Origin of the sequence: Enterococcus sp. SB12 (assembly GCF_030910025.2) — a bacterium.
In the GTDB taxonomy this organism is placed as follows: Bacteria; Bacillota; Bacilli; order Lactobacillales; family Enterococcaceae; genus Enterococcus_B; species Enterococcus_B faecium.
Genome location: NZ_CP175676.1, coordinates 197,147 through 221,390 on the forward strand (window position 1 = coordinate 197,147; position 24,244 = coordinate 221,390).

Here is a 24,244-nt window from a genome sequence, read left to right on the forward strand (position 1 = left end):
ACGTGACCATGTGTTTGATCAAACAGATATCCAACGATTATTTTTAAAAAATAACTATATCAAAGACCAATGGGAAAATCTTTTGCTTGATTCAGGAATACAAAAGAAGCAAATCGAAGATTTTCAACATTTAGATCAAACATTGGGTATATACCATAAAGAAAAGTTAGTAGGAACAGTATCTTATCAAAACAACGTGATTAAATATATCGCCGTGTCTGAAAAATATAAAGATGGTGGACATACATTTAATGTACTAGTCTCTGCAATAATTCAGGCAATGAGTCAACAAGAGATTTTTCATTATATTGTTTTCACGAAACCGCGCTATCAAAAAAGTTTTAACTTTTTAGGTTTTGAAACAATCGTATCTACCCCAAAAATAGCTGTATTAGAAATGGGAGATAGTTCTATAAAACAGTACCTAGAGAGGATTCCTAAAGTGAATGGTGAAAAAAAAGCAGCAATTGTCATGAATGCGAACCCATTTACAGAAGGGCATTATTATTTAGTAAAACAAGCTGCCAATAACAACGATTGGGTATATGTATTTGTACTCGAAAAAGAACAAAATCTTTTTTCGACGAAGGACCGACTCAAATTAGTTCAACAAGGATTACAAAAACTGAAAAATGTCATTGTTCTATCAGGTGGCGAGTATATTATTAGCCCTGCAACGTTTCCCACCTATTTTTTACGAGAAGATGATGAAATAGCAAAGGAGCAAATGGTCGTAGATGCTACTTTATTCAAAGAAAGAATTGCCACTTATTTAGATATCTCTGCTAGATATGTGGGAGAAGAACCACTTTCCCCAATGACTCGTTCATATAACGACATACTGGAAACGATTTTACCCCCTGAAATAAAAGTTCATGTCCTTGCAAGGAAGAAAACGGAACAACACCAAGTTATTTCTGCTTCTCAAGTTCGTAAAGCGTATCTTGCTGGGCAATTGGAAAAAATAAAATATATGGTTCCAGAAACAACCTATCAATACTTAAAAAATAAAAGGGAGCGTTAAGTAATGGAAATAAATAAATCAGCGATTGCTGGAACATTAGAGTCAAGTGATGTCCAAATCATGATTTCACCGAATACAGAAGGAATAGAAATCGATTTAGACAGTCAAGTGATTGAGCAATTTGGAAAACAAATCAAAAAAGTTATCTATGACACACTAGCAGTTTATCAGATTAAAAACGTAAAACTCAAGGTAGTAGATAAAGGGGCATTAGATTGCGTTATTGTTGCACGATTAAAAACAGCGATCCATCGTTCCTTAGGTATCCAACACCAAGAAACACCGTGGGAGGTTTAATTAGATGATGAAAGAACGTTTGAGAAGAACAATGATGTTTGTTCCAGGAAATAATCCAGCGATGATCAAAGATGCAGGTATTTATGGTGCTGACTCGATTATGTTCGACCTGGAAGATGCAGTGTCTATGGCAGAAAAAGACAGCGCAAGAATGCTTGTGGCTGAGGCATTGAAAACAGTGGATTATGGTGACACAGAATTAATTGTTCGAATAAATGACCTGCACTCAGAATTTGGACGTGCAGACATTTTTGCAATGGTTAAAGCCGGCGCGCATGTATTACGTTTACCTAAAACAGAAACCTCTGAAGATATAACAGAAGTAGAAAAAGTGATTATAGAAGCAGAAAACTATCATAATGTTCCGATAGGGCGAACATTGATGATGGCAGCCATTGAAGGTGCTTCTGGTGTATTGAACGCACCTGCGATCGCCAAAGCATCTGATCGATTGATTGGAATCGCCATTGGGGCAGAAGACTATGTGACAAATATGAAAACCAAACGATATCCAGATGGAAACGAATTGTTTTTTGCTCGCAGTATGATCGTTCATGCTGCACGTGCAGCAGGCATTTCCGCATTTGACACTGTTTACTCTGATGTGGATGATATGGAAGGATTTTTAAACGAAGTACGTTTAATCCATCAATTAGGTTTTGATGGAAAATCTTGTATCAATCCACGGCAAATTCCAGTAGTCAATACTGTTTATCAGCCGTCAATCAAAGAAATCAAACGATCACTAGACATCATCTCGGCAATCGAAGAAGCAAAAGAAAAAGGTTCTGGCGTAATTTCTTTAAATGGAAAAATGATCGATAAACCAATTGTAGAACGTGCACAACGGACATTGATGTTAGCAAAAGCATCACGATTGATTGATGAGGAGGGAAATATCCATGCATAATAAACAAAGACGTAGCATTCCATCAAGTGTTTTAACAAAGTATAAAAAAGAATTCCAAAGTGTTTCATTATCGCCACAAACGATTCAACGTTGTGCACCAAAAGTAACGACTGTAACTAATCAGACAAATAAATTGATGCACTCGATCAAAGAAGCTATAGAAAAATCGGGCTTAAAAGATGGAATGACGATTTCATTTCATCATCATTTAAGAGAAGGTGATTTTGTTTTTAACCAAGTGATGGCCGTGATCCGTGAAATGGGCATCAAAGAATTGACCTTAGCACCAAGTTCTTTAACGAACACTATGAATGAGATGGTTATTGAATGCATCAAGGACGGTACAGTAACTCATATCACAAGCAGTGGGATGCGCGGCAGCTTAGGTGAATTTATTTCTCATGGAGGAATGGACAATCCTGTGATTTTACGTTCTCATGGTAATCGTCCACGTGCAATTGAAAGTGGTGAATTGAAAATCGATGTTGCATTTCTAGGAGTACCAACATCTGATGATTATGGAAATGCTAATGCGACTGTTGGAAAATCCGTTTTTGGTTCATTAGGGTATGCAAAAGTAGATGCACAATATGCAGATAAAGTCATTCTTCTAACTGATCATTTAGTTCCTTACCCTAATACGCCCATTAGTATTCCGCAAACACAAGTCGACTATGTCGTGGAAGTAGAAGCAATTGGTGATCCGAATAAAATCGGTGCTGGTGCTACACGGTTTACTAAAAACCCAAAAGAATTAAAAATTGCTGAAATGGTCAAAGATGTCATTGTTCACTCACCTTATTTCAAAGATGGCTTTTCTTTTCAAACAGGAACGGGTGGTGCAGCTTTAGCAGTAACGCGTTACTTAGCTAGTGAAATGGAAGAAAAACAGATCAAAGCTTCTTTTGCATTAGGTGGCATCACTAAACCAACGGTTGATTTATTGGAAAAAGGTCTTGTTGAAAAAGTGTTAGATGTCCAAGACTTTGACAAAGGAGCAGCTGAAGGAATGGCGCGGCTTGAGAACCAACAGGAGATCGATGCTTCCTTTTATGCTGATCCAAGTAATAAAGGAGCGGTTGTTAACCAATTAGATGTCGCTATTTTATCTGCATTAGAAATTGACACAAACTTCAATGTAAATGTTATGACTGGTTCAGATGGTGTGCTAAGAGGTGCGATTGGTGGACATCAAGATGCAGCAACGGCTAAACTTACTATCATCTCAGCGCCGTTAGTACGTGGCCGAATACCTACAGTAGTAAATGACGTTACTACATTGATCACACCAGGGAAAAGTATCGATGTATTAGTCACAGAAGTAGGGGTTGCTATCAATCCCCAACGTAAAGATCTAATAGCTATTTTTGAAAGAATTCCACAAATTCCTGTTTTTACAATAGAAGAATTACAGCAAAGAGCAGAAAAAATAGTAGGCATCCCGGAACCTTTGCAATTCACAGATCGGATAGTTGCCTATGTAGAATACCGAGATGGTTCAATTTTAGATGTCGTTCGTCAGGTGAAAGAATTTGAAGAAGAGAGATCATGATGTTTGATACTGGAGAAATTCAAGAAATCGAGGATATTTTGATCCATAAAGAACAACGTGCTAACTTGCAAAGCAACCTGCTTTCCAAGTATTCAAATAGTTCATTGATGGTCTTTACATTGAATATTCCTGGGCCGATCAAAAATAATCCAATGATTGAGCAGGTATTTCGTCAGGGACAGCAGTCAATTCAGCAAATGTTTTTAAAAAAAAAGGTGGAAATGACGTACACAAAAGAAATCAATTTGCCAAGTGGATTGGACTGGTACGTAATAGTAACAGAAGCACCTTTGAATCTCAAAAAATGGTTGGTCACGTTAGAAGAGCAAGACGCATTAGGTAGACTTTTTGATTTAGATGTCTTGTTTAAAAAAGGAGAGCAGATAACAATTGTCAGTCGCCAAGCTCTTAATCATGGGGAACGTCCTTGTTTTATTTGTGGGAAATCAGCAAAGGTATGTGCACGTAATCGTACACATACTGTGAAAGAAATGCAAAAGAAAATCGAACAAATAGTAGCCGATTCCTTAAAAGGAGCATTGAAACATGCATGATAATATTCAAAAAATAGCACAAGAAGCACAATTAGCGATGCTTTATGAAGTTACATGTATCAATAAACCAGGATTGGTTGATCCAGTAGACCCCGGTTCTCATCAAGATATGGACATTTTTACTTTTCTACAAAGTAGTGTAGTTTTGACTCCCTATTTTGAAGAATTTATCCAAACAGGATTGGACCGACAACATCAACCAATTGAAGAAACCTTTATGGCGATTCGACAGATTGGTTTAGAGGCTGAAACTGCGATGTTCTCAGTGACAAATGGTATAAATACACATAAAGGTGCTATCTTTTCATTGGGGATTTTTCTTGCTATTTGTGGCCGGTTAACTATTTGGAAAGTTCCTTGTAAAAAAAGTTTCTTTCAAAAAGAAATTCAAAAAATGACGAAAAATCTACTTAACGATTTTGGGAAGATTGATCAAACAAAACCAAAAGCATGGACTTGGGGAGAATATCTATTTGTTAACCATGGATTGACAGGGATACGAGGGGAAGCCAAAAGAGGTTATCCTTGTGTTTTTGACCGAGGATTGCCTTATTATCAAGCATATCAAGGGTCGCAACAAGATAAGATGATAGACACTTTACTTTTTCTATCAATGGAAGTAGAAGATACCAATTTGATCAAACGAAGTAATAATAGACATGTTTTTGAAGAGTATCAATTACTTATTCGTCCTTATTTTGAATTAGGGGGTGTAAAAACCATACAAGGTAAAAAATATTTGGATTACCTAAATCAGCAATTTAAAAAGAAAAATTGGAGTATTGGTGGAAGTGCAGACTTATTGATCCTTACAATCTTTTTAGATAAAATCATGGACAAAGGATGGTTATGTTGATACTATAATACAGTATTTTGTATTAGTAAGCTAATAACTAAAAAATGGTTCAATACAAATATTTTATAAAAAATGGTAGTGCCTATCCTTTCAGATTGTAGACAAAGAAAAATTTCTTTGTCTACAATTTTTTTGTTAATGACTTCAGTCAGTTTCGTGCGCAAAGCGTGCGAAACAAGAAAACCATGCGTTTCTACACGTGGAAGAACTAGCATATCGAAAGGAGTTTTTTCATGTCAAATGACGATAAAAGTTTAGCCCATACTCGTTGGAATTTTAAGTATCATAGTGTATTTACACCAAAATATCGACGAAAAGTAATCTATAGGCAATTACGAAAAGATATTGGAAAAATACTTAGGAAGTTGTGCAAAATAAAAAACGTGGAAATTATAGAAGCACATGCAACGCCAGATCATATTCACATGCTTGTTCAAGTACCATCAAAAATAAGTATATCCAGTTTTATGGTTATCTGAAAGATCGTAGTGCTGTGCTAATCCACGAGCAGCACGTAAATCACAAATATAGATACGGAAATAAATCATTTTGGTCGGAGGAATATTATGTGAGTACAGTCGAATTGAATCAAAAGACAATTGAAAAATACATCCGTGAACAAGAAGCTGATGATCGCATTTGAGATAGTATAAGTAAAAGGGTTCTGTTGCAAAGTTTTAAATCTACTATCAAATAAGGTAGAATAATAGAAAAAGATAGCAGGAGGAATGACGATGAATCATTTTAAAGGAAAGCAATTTCAGCAGGATGTGATTATTGTAGCCGTGGGCTACTATCTTCGTTATAACCTTAGCTATCGTGAAGTTCAAGAAATCTTATATGATCGTGGCATTAACGTTTCTCATACAACGATTTATCGTTGGGTGCAAGAATATGGCAAACTAGTCTATCAAATTTGGAAAAAGAAAAATAAAAAATCCTTTTATTCATGGAAAATGGATGAAACGTACATCAAAATTAAAGGAAAATGGCATTATTTGTATCGAGCCATCGATGCAGATGGTTTAACCTTGGATATTTGGTTACGTAAAAAACGGGACACACAAGCAGCGTATGCTTTTCTTAAGCGGTTAGTGAAGCAGTTTGATGAACCGAAGGTTGTAGTCACAGATAAAGCCCCCTCTATTACAAGTGCCTTTAAGGAACTAAAAGAATACGGCGGCTTTTATCAAGGGACAGAACATCGTACCATTAAATACCTGAATAATTTGATTGAACAAGACCATCGTCCAGTAAAGAGACGCAATAAATTCTATCGAAGTTTACGCACTGCCTCTACCACGATTAAAGGCATGGAAGCCATTCGAGGATTATATAAGAAAACCCGAAAAGAAGGCACTCTCTTCGGGTTTTCGGTCTGTACTGAAATCAAGGTATTATTGGGAATCCCAGCTTAAATCATAGATACCGTAAGGGGTTTTATTCTTTATTTAAAACTTTGCAACAGAACCGACAAAAAGATATTGGCAGGCTTACAGAAAAACGTTTATCCGCTTTATGACGAATTGAAAGAATTAAGAGGGTTGAATGGTGTCAAAGACCACCTAAGTTATGTCTCTAGCAAGCGTGAAGAATATTCTAAGCACAATATCGCTAAGTACCTCAAAAAAGCCATTGAACAATATCTACCTACGGTTAAAAGGCAGGACTTATCATGAGTGAGAACTTAAAGACGATAAAAGAGTTGGCGGACGAGCTAGGACTAGCTAAACAGACCGTTCAATACCATATAAAGTTTTTGCCGACCGAAAATCGACAAAAAAACAATAGTGGTTCAATCGTCCTAAACCTTGAAGAACAAAAGTTTATCAAAAAAAGACTAACAAAAATAAAAAAAGTTCAACCGACCGAAAATCGACAAAAAACCGACCGAAAATCGACAAAAAGAAATGAAGAATTAAGCGTTAATAGTCTTTTGTTAGAACAAATTAAAGACTTGAAAAATAATAGAGATAAGCAATTAGAAAACAAAGATAAACAGCTATTACAAATGCAAAATTTGCTAGACCAGCAACAGCGTTTAGCCTTGCAGGATAAAAAATTACTGGAAGAATACAAGGCAGAGAATGATAGCTTAAAAGCCCTTAAAATGCCTACACAAGATACAAAAGTGGAGCAAGTGAGTAGCAAACAACCACAGGAAGTAGAAAGCGTGGCAGAAGAACCAAAGAAAGCACCTAGAAAGTGGTGGAAGTTATGGTAAAAAAATTAGTAGCATTTATGCGTGAAAAAAAGAATGAAGATTTTTTTTATGAGGGCTTTTACCATACCATACTAGGAGAAAGAAGAAACCATAGAAAAATACGAATTGAAAAAGGGATTATTGTTTTAGGGTATGCTGGTTTTACACTCTTTATTTGTTTAATAGCTATATCTATTGCAAACTTATTTAAATAAATAGAAAGCTGTTGTAATGGGCTAAAAATCGACTATTAAAGGGTGGAAAATTCCGCTCTTTTTTATACTTCACTATATTGCTTTACAAGTTACAATAATTTTGGTATCATGTAAAACATAATACCTCTGGAGGAATTATTAAAATGACAAATAAAATTGATTCTCAAATGCTAAAAGGAATACTTTATGGTTGTATTTTACTTCTTCTTTCGAAAAAAGAGATGTATGGATACATGATAAGCGAAGAGCTAGATATTTATGGATTTAAAAATATATCTAAAGGCACAATATACCCATTATTGTTATCTTTAGAAAAAAAGGGGCTAATAATAGGTGACTTAAAACCATCAATATACGGGCCCAGAAGAAAATATTACTCATTAACAGAAAAAGGAATCAAAGAAAAGCAAGAATTTTTTAAAGAGTGGAATCAGCTCAACAGCTGTCTTACAAATTTAATTAAAGGGGTCGATGAATATGAAAACTAATAAGATTATTGAACGTAATGCTGAACTTCAAGAGCACCTAACAAAAGAAAATAAAAAATATTATGGCAATCTTTTAGTTTACATTAGAGTAATGTCTCTTATAAGAGATGAAAAAAAGTCTGAAGAAATGTTATTAGAAATTTTAGAAGATATATTGGAAGGACAGGAACACGGACAATCCGCAGAATATTATTTAGGCAAAAATCCTAAACAAGTAGCTGACAATATTATTAAAGAATTGCCTATAAACGTGATAGATACAATAAAAATTATTATTAGTTCATTAGGGATATTATGTTTAATGAAACTTATACCCATTTTAGCCTCATTTGAAGAATATATTGATATTGGTAATTTCCTAATCTCAGGTGTTTATCTGGTATTTCTTGTTATCGCCTTATTATTATTTATGGGATATTGTTTATATAGATATGAATCTAAGATTATGAATATAATATTGTCACTATTCTTTGGATTAGGACTTGTTGTCTTCTTTTTACTATCATTCCAACTAAACACAGGATTACAAGTAAGATTATCAAATAATTTAGGGATATTTCTTATATTGTTAGCTCTTTTAATCATTTCCTATCTTTTTAATAAAACGAATGAAAAACAAATATGGATTCCGCTTATACCTCCTATAGTAATCTCTGCAATAGCTGGTATTATTATACGTATAAATTTCTTTAGAACAATTATAAACACTTCTGACGGAAGGATAGGTTTAGCTATTGTATTAATAATAGGATTACTGCTACAGTACTTGTTGATGTGGTTTATATATAGAAAATTAAAGAAAAACGATTAAAAGCAAAAGCCCATTGGAGTACACTCTAGTGGGCTTTTTTGTTTTTCTGATATAATAAGATTTGTAAAGGCTCATTAGAGTTTGCCAAAATAGGGAGTGTGATTTATGAGTAAAATTGGTTATGCACGAGTGAGTAGCAAAGAACAAAACCTAGATAGACAATTAGAAGCGTTACAGAGCGTTTCTAAGGTCTTTTCAGACAAAGCAAGCGGACAATCCACCGAACGTCCTCAATTACAAGCCATGCTGGACTATCTGCGTGAGGGGGATATTGTGATTGTAACGGAGTTAGACCGTTTAGGGCGGAACAATAAAGACCTTACAGAGATTATGAATGCCATTCAACAAAAAGGAGCTACGCTGGAAGTCTTAAACTTGCCGTCAATGAATGGGATTGAAGACGAAAATTTGAGACGATTAATTAATAATTTAGTCGTTGAATTATACAAATATCAAGCGGAAAGCGAACGGAAAAGAATTAAGGAAAGGCAGGCACAAGGGATTGAGTTAGCAAAGAAAAAAGGACGATTTACTGGAAGAAAAAGTACCTTTCAAAAAGACGACCCTTTACTACAAAGAGCGTTTAATCTATATCAATCAAAAGAATATACTTTAAAAGAAATTGAACATCATACTAAAATTCCAGTCAGTACACTAAAACGATATTTAACAAAGTATGGTATTAAAAGAAAATAAAAAAAATCCCTAACCAAAAGGCTTCATTGGTCTGGTCGATGACAGGAGCAGTCAGATTGAAAATCTGAAATATATTCAAATTATTTTCCTAAGGGCGCACTTACATACCATGAAAAATCATGGTATAAAATGCCAATATTTTAGATTAAACGTGTAGGAAAAACTCGCTTTGCTCATGTAAATAAAAACGTTATAAAGTATTATAGCGAGCTTAGTAAGTGGATATACACTTACGGTAAAAAGGGTTCTGTTGCGAAGTCAAAGATTTATACGAAGATGTCTTAAAAGAATTTGAAATTAAGCTCTAATTTTTTTCAAAAAGGGGGATTGGGGGACACCACCAAAAATAAAAAGATTCGTCTGAAACGAACAAAAATAAAATTGGAAATTTTAGCTTTTGTGAGTGAAAGATGTATACTTTTTACTGAAAGTGTGTACACACTTGCTAAGTTCACTAAAGACACTAACCCCCTATTTTGGGATTTTAGAGTTGACAGTAGTTTGAAAGGTTGACAAGATGAAAAAAATCAAAAATCGTGAGAGAATTATTCAAAAAAAATTCTTTGTAAATGAACAAGAAGCGGAAAGAATTAAATTGATGATGAGAGAAACTGGCATCACTAATTTTTCTATTTTTGCAAGGCGAGCTTGTTGCAATAAAGAGATTTTTTCTATTGATTTTTCAGAATATAAAAATATTATTTCTGAAATTTCTTCGACGAAATTTGAACTAAAACGTATCGGAAATAATATCAATCAAATTGCTAAACATTTAAACGAAAATAAAAATAATCAGACAAAAGAATTGATGTCTGATTATCAAAATCAATTAGAAAATTTGGAAGATAAAATTCAAAAAGTGGTTCATTATATTTCGGAGGGCTAGAAAAAATGAAATTTACGCTTATCATTGACAAGGCCGTTGACCGTTACGAAGATTACCAGCAAGAACACACCAAAAATAAAAGTCAACATTCCCCACGTTTATAAATAAGCCAATATAAAGCCCTATAAGCAACGATTACCTGTTAGTGGAAGAATTACACTAGAAATAATTTAAAATCGCTTATAAGCTAAAATGTGAGCTTCTAGAGCTATCGTAGAATGCTTTAGCCCTTTAGAAAAGAATTTTCGCTTTGCAAGCGGACTGCTTCTGTCGTCAAGCAGACCAACGAGCATGAACAAAAAGACTTGCCAAGAAAAACCTTTAACAAGTCTTTTTGTTCATAACTTAAGAGTATTGACTATGCTTCCTTGCTCCAGTAAAATCAAGGGATACAAAGGTGTCATAACTTATAGTCAAAAGAGAGGGCAAAAAAAGATGAAATATGGCTACGCACGGGTGAGTACCCGCCAGCAAGATTTGGAAGGGCAGCTGCGTCAACTAGAGGAGGAACGCTGCGACCGGGTCTACTTCGAGAAAATTACCGGGACAAAAAGTGATCGTCCCGAATTCCAAAAACTGCTTCAGGAAATTGAGACAGGGGATACTTTGGTTGTGACGAAGCTGGACCGCTTCGCTCGCAGCACACAAGACGCATTGAACACAATCAAGCTCTTATTTGAGAAGGGTGTGCGGATCAATGTGCTGAATTTAGGAATTATTGAAAATACTTCCACTGGAAGATTGATCTTCACAATTTTCAGTGCTTTTGCGGATTTTGAACGTGATTTGATTGTAGAACGTACACAAGAGGGGAAAGAGTTGGCTAAACAGAAACCCGACTTCCGGGAAGGGCGACCGAAAAAATTCAGCCAGCAACAAATCAATCTCGCCATGAATCTACTGAAGAATCATTCCTATAAAGAAGTAGAGAAAATGACCGGCATAAGCAAGAGCACTTTGACGCGCAATAAGAGAAAACTGCAATTAAGTACTGATGTATAGAGTCTATTCTAAGAAAGAGATTTACAATCTGTAAGCTTTGAAATAAACCCAATAAAAAGAAATAAACTTCAAAGAACTTATTTTAATAGAGAAGCCTGGCGTCTATTAAGAAATACTTTTCTTGATGAGCGTCAATTTTTTTAACGGAAATCTATCCTATACTAAATTCAGTAAAGAAAAAGGAGGAATCAAAGAAAGCTGTTTTAAACAAACCAAAATTATAGGAGGAATAAATCATGACTGAAAATAAAGCTACTCAAGAAAGAACACCCCAAGAAAGATTGCAAGAAGAACAAGAACACAAGGAACATGTTCATCATACGAAAATTAATGCAGCGGCCATTGCGGATCATCTTTTAGGCAACATGCATACATTACATGTGAAACTGCACCAATATCACTGGTATGTAAAAGGAGCCAATTTCTTTACGTTGCATGAAAAATTTGAAGAGTTGTATAACGAAAATGAAAAATGGTTCGATAAACTTGCGGAGCGTCTAATTACTTCTGGGCATAAACCTGCTTCGACAACGGTTGAATTTGAAAAATATTCGATGCTTTCGGAAGATGCAGTTAATAAATACGTTAAAGCAGAAGACATGGTTGAAAATATTATCGAGGACTTCAGAAGCACTCGTGACCTAACTATTCGCGCGATTCGTTTAGCTCAAGACGAGGGTGACGATGCTTTAGAAGATACATTGATTGCTTTTAAAAATGACTTAGACAAGAACATTTGGATGCTGCAAGCGTTCATTGGTAAAGAAGCATTAGAAGATGATGACGCTCTTGATGAGGATGAAGATTAAGGTAAAAATAGAAGCTGATTTAGGGATTGGAATTCTTTCCAGTCCTTTTTCCATTTTCTTGATGTGCATCAATTTTTTGTAGTAAGAGACTTATATAATAAAAGCAGCGAACATAAACAAAATAAATAAAGGGGGAGAATGAATTGACTAAACATACCCATCATGAAATTGGTGACCACGCAGCCTGTATCCGCTTGGTTCCAATATTCAATCACTTAGAGGATAGCGCGATGAATTACATTGCTGAAAAAGCCCACACGAAACAGTATCAAAAAGGAGAGTTTCTGTTTCGTTCACAAGAAAAAGAGGATACTTTATATATTATCAATCGTGGGAAAATCCGTATTTATCGATTGGCAGACTCTGGCAAAGAGCAGCTAGTGCGGATCTTGAACCCTGGTGATTTCACCGGAGAATGGACCTTGTTCAACCCGGATGCAGTACACGAGGAATATGCCGAAGCAACCCGAGATACCGTTGTCTGTATGATTCAGCAAAAAGATGTCCAAGATTTTCTGGAACAATACCCAGCTATTTCTTTAAAACTATTGGCGGAAATGTCTAAACGGTTAGAAAGTTCAGAACGTCAAACGACACAAGTAGCCGTGGAGAGTGTCATTACCCGTTTAGTTTTGTTTTTGGCAGAAAATGTGGAACCTGAAATGGGCAACTCTCCCACCATCACCCTGCCGATGGCAAAAAAGGACATTGCTTCCTATTTAGGAACGACACCTGAGACCATCAGTCGCAAATTTGGAGAATTGGAGGACGAGGGATTGATTCAACAGCTGTCTGGGAAAAGGATCAAGATTCAGGATTTAGATGATTTATTGCTTTACAGCGAATAATCGGACACACTTTTTTCTACACGTTGGTGTTCTGTCGCTCTTCATTAACAACGGGACAGAACTCAGTGCTTTTGCTTCCATCTGTCCGTTTTTGACTTTTTTAAGACAGAACAACCTTCATTCATTGGAAAAATAAAAGCACAAACATGATAACCCTCAAGTTTTTTTGTTTTATTTTTCTTTAAGATAGGGTTGTCGAACAAAACGTAAAAATAAGTAGGGGTGAATGTGCATTGTTTTTGGGTGATAGTTGCCATCACGTTGTCAGCAGCGGGTGCATTCTTTGTCGTCCCTTTCACCAAGAACACGATTGGCGGCGAAGCAAAAACGTCTAACGTTGTTGAGGCAGATAGGTTAGCTATGGAAAAAGAAGAGGAAGTTGTAAAAGGAGCCGGCGTAATCGGACACGGAAAAGTGGCGTATTACGAAGCGAGTGACCAGGGAGATAAAAGTGTATTCACTGTTTGGTTTCCATGGAGCTTAGCCGGAATCTTGTTCAGCATCACCATGACTAGAATGACGCGAAAAATTGAAGAAATGGAGCAAATAGAATGGGATTAGTATTAGGCGTTTTGAATCTTCATGTGGTGGAGATTGGTTCTATTGTGATTCATTGGTATGGAGTCATTATTGCAGTGGGCATATTAGCGGCTCTCCAGTTGAGCACCAAGGAAGCAAAGAAAAAAGGACTGGAAGAGGATACCATTATCGATATGGCCTTATGGGCAATTCCGATTGGACTCCTCGGCGCTCGGCTTTATTATGTGTTATTTGAACTTGGTTATTATCTGCAAAATCCAGGACAAATCCTTGCGATTTAGAATGGCGGCATTGCGATTTATGGGGGATTGATTGCAGGAGGGGGTACGCTATATTGGTATGCAAAGAAAAAAGGTACTTCTTTGGCACTCGTTCTTGATATTTTAGCGCCCAATGTATTGTTAGCCCAGTCCATTGGTCGTTGGGGCAATTTTATGAATCAGGAAGCTTATGGTGGACCGGTTACTCGTCAATTCTTGGAAAATCTTTATTTACCTGAATTTATCATTGAACAAATGAATATCAATGGTACCTACTACCATCCGACTTTTTTATACGAGTCATTGTGGAGTTTGTTGGGCTTTGTCCTCATCGTCACTATACGGAACCGAAAACAGCTTTTGCGTCAAGGAGAAGTCGCTTTGAGTTACGTTTTGTGGTACTCAGTGGGTCGGTTCTTCATTGAAGGTATGCGAACGGACAGTTTATGGATTGGCGAGTGGATCCGCGTTTCGCAAGCCTTGTCTCTGGCCCTGTTTATTGGCGCGATTGTAGTATGGTTTATACGCAGACAAGATTATCCACCAATTTCTTATTATTCTGATGGCAATAAGGGGCAGAAAAAGACTATTAAGATGGTGAATTGAGCAAAAAGATAAAAAGTGCAAAACTTGATATGCGTCAATTTTCGTTTGCTAAAAGTGAGCTATACTACAGTTGTAAAGAGGAAAAGGCAGTGTTCATTAATCTGCTGCCGATAAAATAAAAACACATAAAGGAGATAGGAATTATGGAAAAAGCTATATTGCAATTAGAAACGTTGTCTTGTCCAAGTTGTATGCAAAAAATTGAAGGTGCCGTAAAATCAGTTAACGGTGTTGATAAAGACAGCATTAAAGTATTATTCAACTCCAGCAAAGTCAAAGCCAATTTTGATTCAGCTGTCACTTCGATTGAAGAGATTCAAAAAGCTATCGAAAACGTAGGCTATCCGGTCCTTAAAGCAAAAGTCAAGGCCGCTTAACAGATCAAATGAACTAGGCAATTCTGGAAGAAAAGCTATTTTTCCAGGATTGCTTTTTTTGTTGCAATCCGATTCGAGGTGCTTAGAAACGATAAAAGAGAACTTTCTAAACTTGATGTCAGTCAATTAATTACTTAAGCAATTATCTTATACTGTGTTTATCAATAAAAGAGAAATTAATTTTGGAGGGAAAAAGCATGCAACAATATATATTAAGCAAGAAAAATGTTATCACCGTCATCAGTGGATTGTTAATCGTACTCGGTTTCTTCAGTCACTTTGTTTTAGAAAACGTAGGACTTTCAGAGTGGTCTTTGATCATCGCCTCTGTCTTTGGGATTACGCCAATTGCCATTCAAGCGTTTCAAGCAATGAAAGTCAAAGTCATCAGTATTGATGTCTTAGTCAGTATTGCAGCGATTGGTGCGCTTTTTATTCAAAATTATGAAGAATCGGCTATTGTCACGTTCTTATTCTTATTCGGACACTACTTGGAACAACGAACATTGAACCAAACGCGATCTGCTATCAAAGAATTGACTGAAATGGCACCCGAAAGCGCCTTGAAACAAATGGATAATGGCGAATTTGAAGAAGTAGAAGTGGATGATATAGATGAAGGGGATATCTTGCTCGTTAAAACGGGTGCGAAAGTTCCAGTAGATGGCATAGTCCTTACGGGTGAAGGGCATATCAATGAAGCTAGCATTACAGGTGAAGCTGTTCCAGTCAACAAGCTAGCTGATGCAGAAGTTTTTGCAGGAACCATTTTAGAAAACGGAACGATTCAAATCAGAGCTGACCGAGTTGGTGAGGACACCACGTTTGGAAAAATTATTGAACTCGTGGAAGAAGCACAAGATTCTAAATCCGAAGCGGAACGGTTCATTGATCGCTTTTCTAAATACTACACACCAGCTGTCTTGGTTCTGGCAATTGTTGTATGGGCGTTCAGTCAAAATATTGAGTTAGCAATCACCATCTTGGTTCTAGGTTGCCCAGGCGCATTAGTTATCGGAGTGCCTGTCTCAAACGTTGCCGGTATTGGGAATGGTGCTCGTAACGGTGTTCTTTTAAAAGGGAGTGAAGTCATTCAAGACTTCAGCAATGTGGATACAATTGTATTTGATAAGACAGGTACTTTAACTGTCGGAAACCCAACCGTTGCAGCGACTGAACTGTATGAAAAAGATCCTGCTGAAACGCTTGGCTATCTGGCCAGTGTGGAACGGGAATCAGATCATCCATTAGCAAAAGCGGTCTTAAATCAAATTGGAGAAACAAACTTTTATCCTGTTGAAGGAACTGAAGTCGTGAAAGGCGGCGGAATCGTTTCAAGTGTAGCTGGACATAGAGTGGCTGTTGGGAATGTGGCCTTGATGGAAAAAGAAAATGTCACTCTCAGCAAAAAAGTGCAAAAAGATGTCAAACGGTTTGAACAACAAGGGAACTCTCTCGTTTTGACAGCGGTCGACGGTGAATTAAAAGTACTGATGGGCATTCGCGATCAAGTCCGTCCGGGTGTGAAAGCTAATTTGCAGGAATTAAAAGACTTGGGCGTGAAAAATCTAGTCGTTCTTTCAGGAGATAACCAAGGAACCGTTGATGTGGTCGCCGGCGAACTTGGTTTGACCGAAGCTCACGGCCACATGTTGCCGGAAGACAAATCGGCTTATATCGGAAAACTTCAACAACGTGGTCAAATTGTAGCCTTTGTTGGAGATGGCGTTAACGATAGTCCGTCCTTAGCTTTAGCAGACATTGGAATCGCAATGGGAAGCGGAACGGACGTAGCGATTGAAACATCCGATGTCGTTTTAATGAACTCGAACTTCAGCAACTTGCCTCACGCATTAGGATTAGTAAAAGCCACCGCAAATAATATGAAACAAAATATCGTGATTTCAATTGGAGTAGTGTTGGTCTTGTTGACCAGCGTCTTCTTCAGCGAATGGATGAATATGTCTATCGGAATGTTGGTTCATGAAGGTAGTATCTTGGTGGTAATTTTCAATGGCATGAGATTAATGAAGTATAAGTTGAAAGGTCGGAAAGAACAAAAAGAAGTATCAGCACCTGCAGAGAAAGTAAAAATATCTTAAGAATAAATTAGAAGAGGCTGAGACAATAGTCCATCCTTGAAATGACAAAAGCGGAAACTCAGATTTTTAAATCTGGGATTTTCCGCTTTTTTGAGTTCTTGAAAAAAAAATAAGAGTATAAAGTATGCTCTTTATAAAATTAATTTTCGTGTAAATGATTAAAAAATCTAATAATAAAATTTAAATTCCTATTAAGTTGTAACACATGAAATTACATAAAGTCGTGTGTTTAGAACCTTGTTAAAACAGGGTTCTTTTTTTATTAATCAGACGCAATGGTTACGTTAATAGGAGCATTTAAAGCAACAGTACGAACGTTGCGTTATCGTTGCTTTGTTTAAAAGAAAAGAAATGATACGTTATATCTGAGGAGGTCATTATGGATATTTCTAATAAACTGAAACTAAAAAGAAAAGAATTAAATCTTACACAACAACAAGTCGCAGATAAAGTATTTGTTACAAGGCAAACTATTTCTAAATGGGAATTAGGAAAAAGCCAACCTGATTTGATCAGCCTAAAACTTTTAGATAACCTATTCAACTTATCTGACCTTGAAGATAAAGGAACAAACCATTCGAAAGGAGTTTTTGAAATGAATCAAAAATTGACATTGAAAGATGTTCTTTTCACACTACTATTTGGAGTATTATTTTTACCCGTTCGATTCCTATATACGTTAAATCAACAGCATAAAGGTTCTAAGGTGTTAAAATACCTAGTAAAACCTGCTCTACTTTTACTGTTTTTACTATACGTTGGAACTTTAAACTTAAAAGCGCTTGTTGTTGTTATAGCAGTTACACTATTTTTCTATTATCTTATGACTATTTATTATTCAGAAGATTAACCAGGTTTAAAAAAATTATTTAAGATACATGAAATTAGATAAAGTCGTGTATCCATAAAAGAAGCAATTCTAAATTAGGATTGCTTCTTTTTAAATTAAAATAATCAATAAAGTTAATATCTACTTTAACTTTACTTATTATTATGTTAAACTTATAATTAATAAAGTTGAAAAGGAGGTTTTTATATGGAAAGTAATCCTTGGTTTGATTACTTAGAAAATGAAGAAAAAGAGTTTATTAGACAGCTTATATTAGCTTCGGGTTCATTAAAAGAACTAGCGAAAGTATATGATGTCAGCTACCCAACTGTAAGACTAAGACTGGACAGAGTAATTAATAAGGTTAAATTGTATTCTGAGCAACAAAATAATCCGTTTGTAAGTTCAATTATGCAAATGGTTATCGAGGATAAAATTAGTTTAGATAGCGCTAATGAAATTATAAACAACTATAAGAAAGCGGTGTAAGTATGTATTGGATATATATCATTGGATTAATTTTTGTAGTAATTATAGGAATCACACAATCTTATTTTGGATATAACGAATATAAAGCTTTAGGATGGATTTTCCCAATAGTTTTTATTGGTTTTAATATATGGTTTCTAATGAACGGAACGTTAGAATTTTCTATAAGCGATATATTTATGCCTTTTATCGGTTTAGCGGTTCTTAGTTCTTTTTGGAAAAAGGGTTATGAGAAAAAGCAAAAAGAACTACGTAGAGAACTAGATAAAATGAAAGCAAAAGACCAACAAAGAATTTAATCAGTGCTAATACATGAAATTAGATAGATTCATATATCGAGAATAGTAAAAAACACCAAACGATTGTAAAGATATCTTTACACTCGTTTGGTGTTTTGTTATTATATATGTAAAGATATCTTTACTTAAATTAGGAGGTTCAATTAATGAATGTGATTAACCATATACGAGATATCCGTCAAAAGAAAGGAATAACTCAAATGAAAATGGCTGAGGATCTACAAGTTACTCGGCAAACTATAAATGCAATTGAAAAGAATAAGTATAATCCTAGTTTAGAGTTAGCACTAAAATTAATAGCATATTTTGATATGCCAATCGATGAAATATTTATTTTAGAGGAGGATAATAAATGAGCATAAAAGACAGAGAAGTAAGTGTGCAACAATTAACAAAATGGGTACCATATTATTTTATTACCTGTACGTTTCTAGGTGCAGTTTTGGGTTCATTTCTTATTTACTACTTTCAAGGTGAGTTTCCATATGAAGTTCTTACTGCTGGCCTAGTAGCAACTCTCTTTTTGACAGTCATTGAAGTAATAAAGCAAAAGAAAAAGAAAAATAATGTCCCTGAAGCAGACGAACGTGTTATTAAAAATATTTCTCGTTTTTTTGCATATGCGTCACATATTTTTTTAGGTATTTTATTTATATCCCTAGGTGTTTTTACACTTTTAGGTAAAGAGTCTATTTCAATCTTTTATTTATGGATTCTTTTCTTCTCTTATATCTGGATTTCAGGAATAGGAGCACTCATTATTAAAAGAAAGTAGTCGAGTTTAAAATAATAATTAATTTTCATTGATACATGAAATTGTATAAAATCATGTATCAAGAATCCTATCCCTATAGGGTTCTTTTTTTTACTCCCCCTAAACACACGATTTCGTGTTATAATAACTATAATCATGTATTCGAACAGATTAAAAAGGAGGGATTGTCATGGGCTATAATATTCAGCCACTACGGTCGCAACAGGAGATTAATGATTTTTTATTTTGCCTGCGACGGAATAAAAATGCGGAACGTGACGTTTTCTTGTTTCTAATTGGAATTAACAGCGGTCTGCGCATGTCCGACATCGTCAAACTCAAGAAAAAAGACGTGATTACCTCAAAAAACCCGCGCATCGTGGAGCAAAAGACAGGGAAAACACGCATTTTATACTTAAGCAGCTTACAGGACTTGATTCACGGCTATACCGCACCCTTAGATCCGGAGGTTTACTTGTTTCCCAGTACTAAGGGCGGCCATTTAGAAGTCAATACGGTCTACCATATGTTTCAAAAGGTCGCGAAGCTGTTAGGAAGGGACGATATCGGCACCCACACCCTACGAAAAACCTTTGGTTACCACTATTACAAGAAAACCAAAGACGTGGCCACCTTAATGGAAATCTTTGGTCACAGCAGCGAGAAGATTACCAAACGCTACATCGGAATTAATGAAGATGAAATCAGTGAAACGTTATTAAATTTTCGGTTAGGTTTTTGATTGTATTATATAATAGATAAGCACAGTAAGACGGTTATAATCACCCACAGTATTGGACAAATCAACCTTTTTTTGGTATATTATATATACAAATGAGAGCAGGCTCATAGTCAACTTGATATAAATCCGGAACATAAGGGTCCGGCGGGTGGCGAGCACCAAAACTAAACTCGATACAAATCCGGAACGTAAGGGTCCGGCGGGTGGCAAGCACCAAAACTAAACCTGTATAAAAGGCTGCTCTTTTGAGCAGCTTTTTTTATTGGGAAAAAGGAGCATTCTTCGCACGTGGCAAAAAAAGAATACAAACGCATGTCTATAAAAGAGACAACCCAAATTACCAGAAAGTTAAACGCGATTTATAAGGCTGCCCATCTCTTACAAGAACATTTTGTAGATAAAAAAGTATCCTTTGTCGGAGAAGTCTCAACGGTAGCGATTATTTTTTCGACAACTAATTTTATGCACCTCTGTGGCATTGATTATCGCAGAGGCACACACTTGTTTTTTCAAGATGCCTTAGACAGGAAAATAAATTTACAGGATATTCAAATCAAAACGGATGGGACGACCTTTCAGAAATTACAAGTAATAGGTAGCCTTGATTTATTATTGGGGAAGCATATTTCTATTGTTGGCAGAGGTGTTTACTCTTCTCTTCGCTATGATGCAGCTATTCGAACAAGGAAAAAAATATTGGCTCTGTCTTTGAAACAAAACGGATTAATTTATATCCCTATCTCTTTGTTAAACCTATCATCAAAGGAAATTGGACCTGGACAAAAAGTTACTGGCATTTTTAGCGAGGATTTAACATCCGGGGAACTTAAAATGATTATGGAAGTCATCGATTAATCATTAATAGTGATATGCGACGTTATTTTGAAGTAATTATTCTATTTTGGGTTATAAAATAAAGCATTTTAAGACGATTTCAAATCATTCATGTGGGTTATTTATCACGGATGAGCTTGAAATCGTCTTTTATACGTATCAAATTGAAATGTTCGGCATACAATCTATCGTTGTTACTACATTACTAATTGTCACTTGTTAAGGAACTTGGATCCTTTCTAAACATTCCCTAGAGATAAATTTTACTTTATCCCTCCGTTAATATCCAATTTAAGCACCCTTCCGATTCAGGGTTAATTTGCATATCAAGTGCAGCTTGTGTTCTAGTAAGATTAGCCCTTTTAGTCCGGCTGAGTTGACTTATGGATATAAGATATAGTCTGGATAGGCTACAATTAACTAGACAGAAAAATTAAGGTGTGTAGACTAGAAGAAAACATACCAGGAGGAATTTTTATGTCTAAGAGAACACGAAGAACTTTTTCACAAGAATTCAAGCAACAAATCGTCAATCTTTACTTAGCTGGAAAGCCACGTGTAGAAATCATTCGAGAATATGAACTAACGGCTTCAGCATTTGACAAATGGGTAAAGCAATCTAAAACGAGTGGTTCATTCAAAGAAAAAGATAATCTTACGCCTGAACAAAAAGAATTGTTAGAACTACGTAAAAGAAACCAGCAATTAGAAATGGAGAATGATATTTTAAAGCAAGCAGCGCTGATATTCGGACGAAGAGACAAGTAATCGATGCGAATAAGCATCTTTACCCTATATCAGCGATGTGCAGAATATTAGGTCTATCACGTCAGTCCTATTATTATCAATCAAAACCAAAGAAAGACGAATCAGAACTTGAAGAAGTAGTCGCTGAAGAATTTATCCGCAGCCGAAAGGCCTACGGCTCAAGAAAAATAAAAAAAGCCTTATCAAAACGAGGCATTCAGATCAGCCGACGAAAAATTAGTAGAATCATGAAAAATAGAGGATTAAAATCGAGCTATACTGTTGCTTATTTTAAAGTACATCATTCTACTTGCAATGAAGCCAAAACGACAAACGTATTGAATCGTAAATTCTTAAGAGACAACCCATTAGAAGCGATCGTAACAGACTTGACTTATGTACGAGTCGGGAAAAATGGAATTATGTCTGTTTCATTTTGGATCTGTTCAATCGAGAAATTCTCGGCTATTCTTGTGGAGAACATAAAGATGCCGTTCTAGTAAAAAAAGCATTTAGCCGTATCAAACAACCTCTGACAGAGGTTGAGATTTTTCATACTGATCGTGGAAAAGAGTTTGATAACCAAGCTATTGATGAATTATTAACAACTTTTGACATCAATCGATCATTGAGTCATAAAGGCTGTCCTTTTGATAATGCCGTAGCTGAATCAACTTATAAGTCGTTGAAAGTAGAATTTGTCTATCAATACACATTTGAAACCTTACAACAATTGGATTTGGAGTTATTTGACTATGTCAATTGGTGGAACCACCTTCGGTTGCACGGTACACTTGGCTACGAGACACCGGTTGGTTACCGTAACCAGAGATTGGCGCAGCGAATCCTTGATAATGAGCTCGGATGTGCTAACGCTAGCGAGGCAGTCTAACTTTAACTGTTAGCTCCTGCCGAAGATCGTCACATCCGAGGAGGCTCATTGTCAAGGACAATCGGAATAGCATACGGAAAGAAGTTCTGCACCTTATAAAATTTGTCAAAAAAACTGTTGCCATTCCATCGTTAGAGAAGTAGTTAGGGAGGTCCTTATCATAAATAGGGATATTTATTAATGAATATTTGAAATATAATTGTATATAAGAATTAAAAAGAGTGGGGATAGATATGAAAAAGATGGGTAAGTGTATTTTATGTGAAAAATACACTGAACTTACTAAAGAACATGTACCACCTAAAAAATCAGGGAATACTGGAGGTAAAAAGACCAGAACTGGTAATTTAGATGATTTCCTTAAGAGCGATTTTACAAAAGGTGATTTTCCGAAGGGGATTAAAAGGAAACCTCAAGGAAATGTTTATTATACGTTATGTAGTAAATGTAATAGTTTTTTTGGTAGTGAGTATGTTGAGGAATATATTAGATTTGCAGAAGACAATAAAAATTTCCTTTATAACAATACAAGTTTAAAGAATGGGAAGTCTGATTTAACACATTCAATAAAGAAAATGAATTCACTTAGAGTTGCAAAAGCAATTGTAGCAATGTTTTTTAGTTTAGATGGGGATGAAGATTCAATGGATAAGCCATTCTTAGATTCGGTACGAGAATATCTTAGCAATCCTAAAAGTACTTTATTTCCTCATGAAGACTACAAAATTATAATGAATTATTACCGTCCAATAGGTGCTCCACAGAATTCTAAAATCAAATTTCCTAATGACATTGTAAATGATGGTGACACTCACAATGTAATAAAAGGTTTTATGCCCCTTGATCTATCAACTGGGAGAAAAATTCGATTTTCAGAAATTCAGTATGAAGGAATTGGTTTTACTCTTATAGATTTAAAAAATTCAACTTTTGAAATAAAAGAAGGATTAGATTTAAAAAATCTCCTTTGTACAGATGACAAAATCAAAAAAATACAATTGTACAAAGTTCCTATATTAACACCAACAGTACTTACAATGTTGGAGATGGAAAATAATATTAATTATATTGACTCAGGTTCAGATTTGCTGATTAGGTGGCAGGTAATAACTAATTTTCTTATGGAATTAAAAAAATACAGTAATACTCAAACGAAGTTCTCTTGAAGTTATAAAGAATACAATAAATATAAATTTCCTTTAGACTATATTAAAATCAGCAATCGAAGGAAAATAAACGAAGAAAATGGTACGCAAAATCTAACTATTAGAGCAAAAACAGGAAGCTGCTTTGGAAGATAGTCCCGAATTGTTTCCGATGTTAAAAGATCGTTTAAATGAATTGACTGAAAAACGAAGACAGTTACAAATTCGAGAGAATGAAATCTTAGGGATCTTTCAACAACAAGGGGAACCGATTCAAGTCAAAGATGTCCAACAGATATTGACTAGTTTGGATTGCTTTCTTATCCAGAGTGAGAAGAAGCAAGTTAAAGCTTTGTATCACACCTTTATTGAGAAAATCACCTTTGATCCTAATCAGAAGTAGATATTGCCGATCCCGATGAGATTCACACCTACTGTGATTTGATAATTGAATGAGTAATATCAAATAGCCGTATC

At 35.5% G+C, this 24,244-nt stretch carries 27 protein-coding genes and 5 pseudogenes; all 32 read left to right on the top strand.

Annotation, left to right across the window (positions count from 1 at the left end):
• Nucleotides 1-10: 10 nt before the first annotated feature.
• Nucleotides 11-1,024 carry a [citrate (pro-3S)-lyase] ligase gene (citC, locus tag RBL01_RS13690; protein ID WP_002303158.1) on the top strand — a complete coding sequence of 338 codons (1,014 nt, stop codon included), beginning with the start codon at nucleotides 11-13 and terminating at the stop codon, nucleotides 1,022-1,024.
• Nucleotides 1,025-1,027: 3 nt separating this feature from the next.
• Nucleotides 1,028-1,321, top strand: coding sequence for a citrate lyase acyl carrier protein (gene citD, locus RBL01_RS13695; RefSeq protein ID WP_002303159.1), 294 nt, complete (start codon nucleotides 1,028-1,030; stop codon nucleotides 1,319-1,321).
• 4 nt (nucleotides 1,322-1,325) lie between these two features.
• Entirely contained in the window at nucleotides 1,326-2,231 is a 906-nt protein-coding gene (gene citE, locus RBL01_RS13700; RefSeq protein WP_002303160.1) for a citrate (pro-3S)-lyase subunit beta, read from the top strand.
• Nucleotides 2,224-3,783 (top strand): citrate lyase subunit alpha, encoded by a 1,560-nt coding sequence (citF, locus tag RBL01_RS13705; RefSeq protein ID WP_058128741.1) that lies wholly within the window; start codon nucleotides 2,224-2,226, stop codon nucleotides 3,781-3,783. The genes citE and citF overlap by 8 nt, the downstream gene beginning before the upstream one ends.
• Nucleotides 3,780-4,337, top strand: a complete 558-nt coding sequence (gene citX, locus RBL01_RS13710) for a citrate lyase holo-[acyl-carrier protein] synthase (RefSeq protein WP_002305953.1) — start codon at nucleotides 3,780-3,782, stop codon at nucleotides 4,335-4,337. Before citF ends, citX begins: the two co-directional genes overlap by 4 nt.
• Nucleotides 4,330-5,193, top strand: a complete 864-nt coding sequence (citG, locus tag RBL01_RS13715) for a triphosphoribosyl-dephospho-CoA synthase CitG (protein WP_002303163.1) — start codon at nucleotides 4,330-4,332, stop codon at nucleotides 5,191-5,193. The genes citX and citG overlap by 8 nt, the downstream gene beginning before the upstream one ends.
• 233 nt (nucleotides 5,194-5,426) lie before the next feature.
• Nucleotides 5,427-5,755: pseudogene (gene tnpA, locus RBL01_RS13720) on the top strand (IS200/IS605 family transposase); the annotation flags it as partial.
• A 172-nt stretch (nucleotides 5,756-5,927) separates the two neighbouring features.
• Nucleotides 5,928-6,611: an IS6-like element IS1216 family transposase gene (locus RBL01_RS13725; RefSeq protein ID WP_307780974.1), complete on the top strand. Its 684-nt coding sequence runs from the start codon at nucleotides 5,928-5,930 to the stop codon at nucleotides 6,609-6,611.
• 51 nt (nucleotides 6,612-6,662) lie between these two features.
• Nucleotides 6,663-6,872 (top strand): annotated as a pseudogene (locus RBL01_RS13730) (RepB protein); the annotation flags it as partial.
• Nucleotides 6,869-7,417: a hypothetical protein gene (locus tag RBL01_RS13735; RefSeq protein ID WP_306703138.1), complete on the top strand. Its 549-nt coding sequence runs from the start codon at nucleotides 6,869-6,871 to the stop codon at nucleotides 7,415-7,417. The pseudogene RBL01_RS13730 and the gene RBL01_RS13735, both read left to right, overlap by 4 nt.
• The gene (locus RBL01_RS13740) at nucleotides 7,411-7,611 is read left to right on the top strand and encodes a hypothetical protein (RefSeq protein WP_167841691.1); all 201 of its coding nucleotides are present in this window, start codon (nucleotides 7,411-7,413) and stop codon (nucleotides 7,609-7,611) included. Before RBL01_RS13735 ends, RBL01_RS13740 begins: the two co-directional genes overlap by 7 nt.
• Before the next feature lie 143 nt (nucleotides 7,612-7,754).
• Complete coding sequence (locus tag RBL01_RS13745; RefSeq protein WP_002375364.1) at nucleotides 7,755-8,099, top strand: PadR family transcriptional regulator; 345 nt, start codon at nucleotides 7,755-7,757, stop codon at nucleotides 8,097-8,099.
• On the top strand, nucleotides 8,089-8,910 hold the full coding sequence (locus RBL01_RS13750) for a hypothetical protein (RefSeq protein ID WP_115236521.1): 822 nt from the start codon (nucleotides 8,089-8,091) through the stop codon (nucleotides 8,908-8,910). Before RBL01_RS13745 ends, RBL01_RS13750 begins: the two co-directional genes overlap by 11 nt.
• A 105-nt stretch (nucleotides 8,911-9,015) precedes the next feature.
• The gene (locus RBL01_RS13755; RefSeq protein WP_002395662.1) at nucleotides 9,016-9,606 is read left to right on the top strand and encodes a recombinase family protein; all 591 of its coding nucleotides are present in this window, start codon (nucleotides 9,016-9,018) and stop codon (nucleotides 9,604-9,606) included.
• A 517-nt stretch (nucleotides 9,607-10,123) separates the two neighbouring features.
• Nucleotides 10,124-10,492, top strand: a complete 369-nt coding sequence (locus RBL01_RS13760) for a plasmid mobilization protein (protein ID WP_306703146.1) — start codon at nucleotides 10,124-10,126, stop codon at nucleotides 10,490-10,492.
• 435 nt (nucleotides 10,493-10,927) lie between these two features.
• Entirely contained in the window at nucleotides 10,928-11,494 is a 567-nt protein-coding gene (locus RBL01_RS13765) for a recombinase family protein (RefSeq protein WP_038809140.1), read from the top strand.
• Nucleotides 11,495-11,730: 236 nt separating this feature from the next.
• Nucleotides 11,731-12,303, top strand: coding sequence for a Dps family protein (locus RBL01_RS13770; RefSeq protein WP_010829801.1), 573 nt, complete (start codon nucleotides 11,731-11,733; stop codon nucleotides 12,301-12,303).
• A 143-nt stretch (nucleotides 12,304-12,446) separates the two neighbouring features.
• Complete coding sequence (locus RBL01_RS13775) at nucleotides 12,447-13,151, top strand: Crp/Fnr family transcriptional regulator (protein WP_002292156.1); 705 nt, start codon at nucleotides 12,447-12,449, stop codon at nucleotides 13,149-13,151.
• Nucleotides 13,152-13,379: 228 nt separating this feature from the next.
• Nucleotides 13,380-13,712, top strand: coding sequence for a hypothetical protein (locus tag RBL01_RS13780; RefSeq protein WP_010829800.1), 333 nt, complete (start codon nucleotides 13,380-13,382; stop codon nucleotides 13,710-13,712).
• Nucleotides 13,703-14,557: pseudogene (lgt, locus tag RBL01_RS13785) on the top strand (prolipoprotein diacylglyceryl transferase). The gene RBL01_RS13780 and the pseudogene lgt overlap by 10 nt, the downstream one beginning before the upstream one ends.
• Nucleotides 14,558-14,700: 143 nt before the next feature.
• Nucleotides 14,701-14,934 (top strand): heavy-metal-associated domain-containing protein, encoded by a 234-nt coding sequence (locus RBL01_RS13790; RefSeq protein ID WP_002292161.1) that lies wholly within the window; start codon nucleotides 14,701-14,703, stop codon nucleotides 14,932-14,934.
• 197 nt (nucleotides 14,935-15,131) lie between these two features.
• On the top strand, nucleotides 15,132-17,036 hold the full coding sequence (locus RBL01_RS13795; RefSeq protein WP_086275824.1) for a heavy metal translocating P-type ATPase: 1,905 nt from the start codon (nucleotides 15,132-15,134) through the stop codon (nucleotides 17,034-17,036).
• 379 nt (nucleotides 17,037-17,415) lie between these two features.
• Nucleotides 17,416-17,886 (top strand): helix-turn-helix transcriptional regulator, encoded by a 471-nt coding sequence (locus RBL01_RS13800; RefSeq protein ID WP_058128857.1) that lies wholly within the window; start codon nucleotides 17,416-17,418, stop codon nucleotides 17,884-17,886.
• Between the two features lie 186 nt (nucleotides 17,887-18,072).
• Nucleotides 18,073-18,354, top strand: coding sequence for a DUF2089 family protein (locus RBL01_RS13805; RefSeq protein ID WP_058128858.1), 282 nt, complete (start codon nucleotides 18,073-18,075; stop codon nucleotides 18,352-18,354).
• 2 nt (nucleotides 18,355-18,356) lie between these two features.
• Nucleotides 18,357-18,653 (top strand): hypothetical protein, encoded by a 297-nt coding sequence (locus tag RBL01_RS13810; protein WP_058128859.1) that lies wholly within the window; start codon nucleotides 18,357-18,359, stop codon nucleotides 18,651-18,653.
• A 146-nt stretch (nucleotides 18,654-18,799) separates the two neighbouring features.
• Nucleotides 18,800-19,009, top strand: coding sequence for a helix-turn-helix transcriptional regulator (locus RBL01_RS13815; protein ID WP_034536275.1), 210 nt, complete (start codon nucleotides 18,800-18,802; stop codon nucleotides 19,007-19,009).
• Nucleotides 19,006-19,428: a hypothetical protein gene (locus RBL01_RS13820; protein ID WP_200771342.1), complete on the top strand. Its 423-nt coding sequence runs from the start codon at nucleotides 19,006-19,008 to the stop codon at nucleotides 19,426-19,428. Before RBL01_RS13815 ends, RBL01_RS13820 begins: the two co-directional genes overlap by 4 nt.
• Nucleotides 19,429-19,597: 169 nt before the next feature.
• Nucleotides 19,598-20,149 (top strand): tyrosine-type recombinase/integrase, encoded by a 552-nt coding sequence (locus tag RBL01_RS13825; protein ID WP_058128861.1) that lies wholly within the window; start codon nucleotides 19,598-19,600, stop codon nucleotides 20,147-20,149.
• A gap of 312 nt (nucleotides 20,150-20,461) precedes the next feature.
• Nucleotides 20,462-21,004 (top strand): PBECR4 domain-containing protein, encoded by a 543-nt coding sequence (locus RBL01_RS13830; protein ID WP_058128862.1) that lies wholly within the window; start codon nucleotides 20,462-20,464, stop codon nucleotides 21,002-21,004.
• Nucleotides 21,005-21,460: 456 nt separating this feature from the next.
• A pseudogene (locus RBL01_RS13835) lies at nucleotides 21,461-22,622 on the top strand (IS3 family transposase).
• A gap of 233 nt (nucleotides 22,623-22,855) precedes the next feature.
• Nucleotides 22,856-23,788 (top strand): hypothetical protein, encoded by a 933-nt coding sequence (locus RBL01_RS13840; RefSeq protein WP_200770350.1) that lies wholly within the window; start codon nucleotides 22,856-22,858, stop codon nucleotides 23,786-23,788.
• A 106-nt stretch (nucleotides 23,789-23,894) separates the two neighbouring features.
• A pseudogene (locus RBL01_RS13845) lies at nucleotides 23,895-24,224 on the top strand (recombinase family protein); the annotation flags it as partial.
• Nucleotides 24,225-24,244: the final 20 nt, after the last annotated feature.

Bases quoted from the DNA above. Each gene is read 5' to 3' on its own strand.
- citD (WP_002303159.1), top strand. From the start codon at position 1,028: ATGGAAATAAATAAATCAGCGATTGCTGGAACATTAGAGTCAAGTGAT.
- RBL01_RS13740 (WP_167841691.1), top strand. From the start codon at position 7,411: ATGGTAAAAAAATTAGTAGCATTTATGCGTGAAAAAAAGAATGAAGAT.
- RBL01_RS13745 (WP_002375364.1), top strand. From the start codon at position 7,755: ATGACAAATAAAATTGATTCTCAAATGCTAAAAGGAATACTTTATGGT.
- RBL01_RS13800 (WP_058128857.1), top strand. From the start codon at position 17,416: ATGGATATTTCTAATAAACTGAAACTAAAAAGAAAAGAATTAAATCTT.
- RBL01_RS13815 (WP_034536275.1), top strand. From the start codon at position 18,800: ATGAATGTGATTAACCATATACGAGATATCCGTCAAAAGAAAGGAATA.
- citE (WP_002303160.1), top strand. From the start codon at position 1,326: ATGATGAAAGAACGTTTGAGAAGAACAATGATGTTTGTTCCAGGAAAT.
- RBL01_RS13725 (WP_307780974.1), top strand. From the start codon at position 5,928: ATGAATCATTTTAAAGGAAAGCAATTTCAGCAGGATGTGATTATTGTA.
- RBL01_RS13790 (WP_002292161.1), top strand. From the start codon at position 14,701: ATGGAAAAAGCTATATTGCAATTAGAAACGTTGTCTTGTCCAAGTTGT.
- RBL01_RS13735 (WP_306703138.1), top strand. From the start codon at position 6,869: ATGAGTGAGAACTTAAAGACGATAAAAGAGTTGGCGGACGAGCTAGGA.
- RBL01_RS13840 (WP_200770350.1), top strand. From the start codon at position 22,856: ATGAAAAAGATGGGTAAGTGTATTTTATGTGAAAAATACACTGAACTT.
- RBL01_RS13810 (WP_058128859.1), top strand. From the start codon at position 18,357: ATGTATTGGATATATATCATTGGATTAATTTTTGTAGTAATTATAGGA.
- citF (WP_058128741.1), top strand. From the start codon at position 2,224: ATGCATAATAAACAAAGACGTAGCATTCCATCAAGTGTTTTAACAAAG.
- citX (WP_002305953.1), top strand. From the start codon at position 3,780: ATGATGTTTGATACTGGAGAAATTCAAGAAATCGAGGATATTTTGATC.
- citG (WP_002303163.1), top strand. From the start codon at position 4,330: ATGCATGATAATATTCAAAAAATAGCACAAGAAGCACAATTAGCGATG.
- RBL01_RS13825 (WP_058128861.1), top strand. From the start codon at position 19,598: ATGGGCTATAATATTCAGCCACTACGGTCGCAACAGGAGATTAATGAT.
- RBL01_RS13750 (WP_115236521.1), top strand. From the start codon at position 8,089: ATGAAAACTAATAAGATTATTGAACGTAATGCTGAACTTCAAGAGCAC.
- RBL01_RS13820 (WP_200771342.1), top strand. From the start codon at position 19,006: ATGAGCATAAAAGACAGAGAAGTAAGTGTGCAACAATTAACAAAATGG.
- RBL01_RS13765 (WP_038809140.1), top strand. From the start codon at position 10,928: ATGAAATATGGCTACGCACGGGTGAGTACCCGCCAGCAAGATTTGGAA.
- RBL01_RS13770 (WP_010829801.1), top strand. From the start codon at position 11,731: ATGACTGAAAATAAAGCTACTCAAGAAAGAACACCCCAAGAAAGATTG.
- RBL01_RS13760 (WP_306703146.1), top strand. From the start codon at position 10,124: ATGAAAAAAATCAAAAATCGTGAGAGAATTATTCAAAAAAAATTCTTT.
- RBL01_RS13830 (WP_058128862.1), top strand. From the start codon at position 20,462: ATGTCTATAAAAGAGACAACCCAAATTACCAGAAAGTTAAACGCGATT.
- RBL01_RS13755 (WP_002395662.1), top strand. From the start codon at position 9,016: ATGAGTAAAATTGGTTATGCACGAGTGAGTAGCAAAGAACAAAACCTA.
- RBL01_RS13795 (WP_086275824.1), top strand. From the start codon at position 15,132: ATGCAACAATATATATTAAGCAAGAAAAATGTTATCACCGTCATCAGT.
- RBL01_RS13805 (WP_058128858.1), top strand. From the start codon at position 18,073: ATGGAAAGTAATCCTTGGTTTGATTACTTAGAAAATGAAGAAAAAGAG.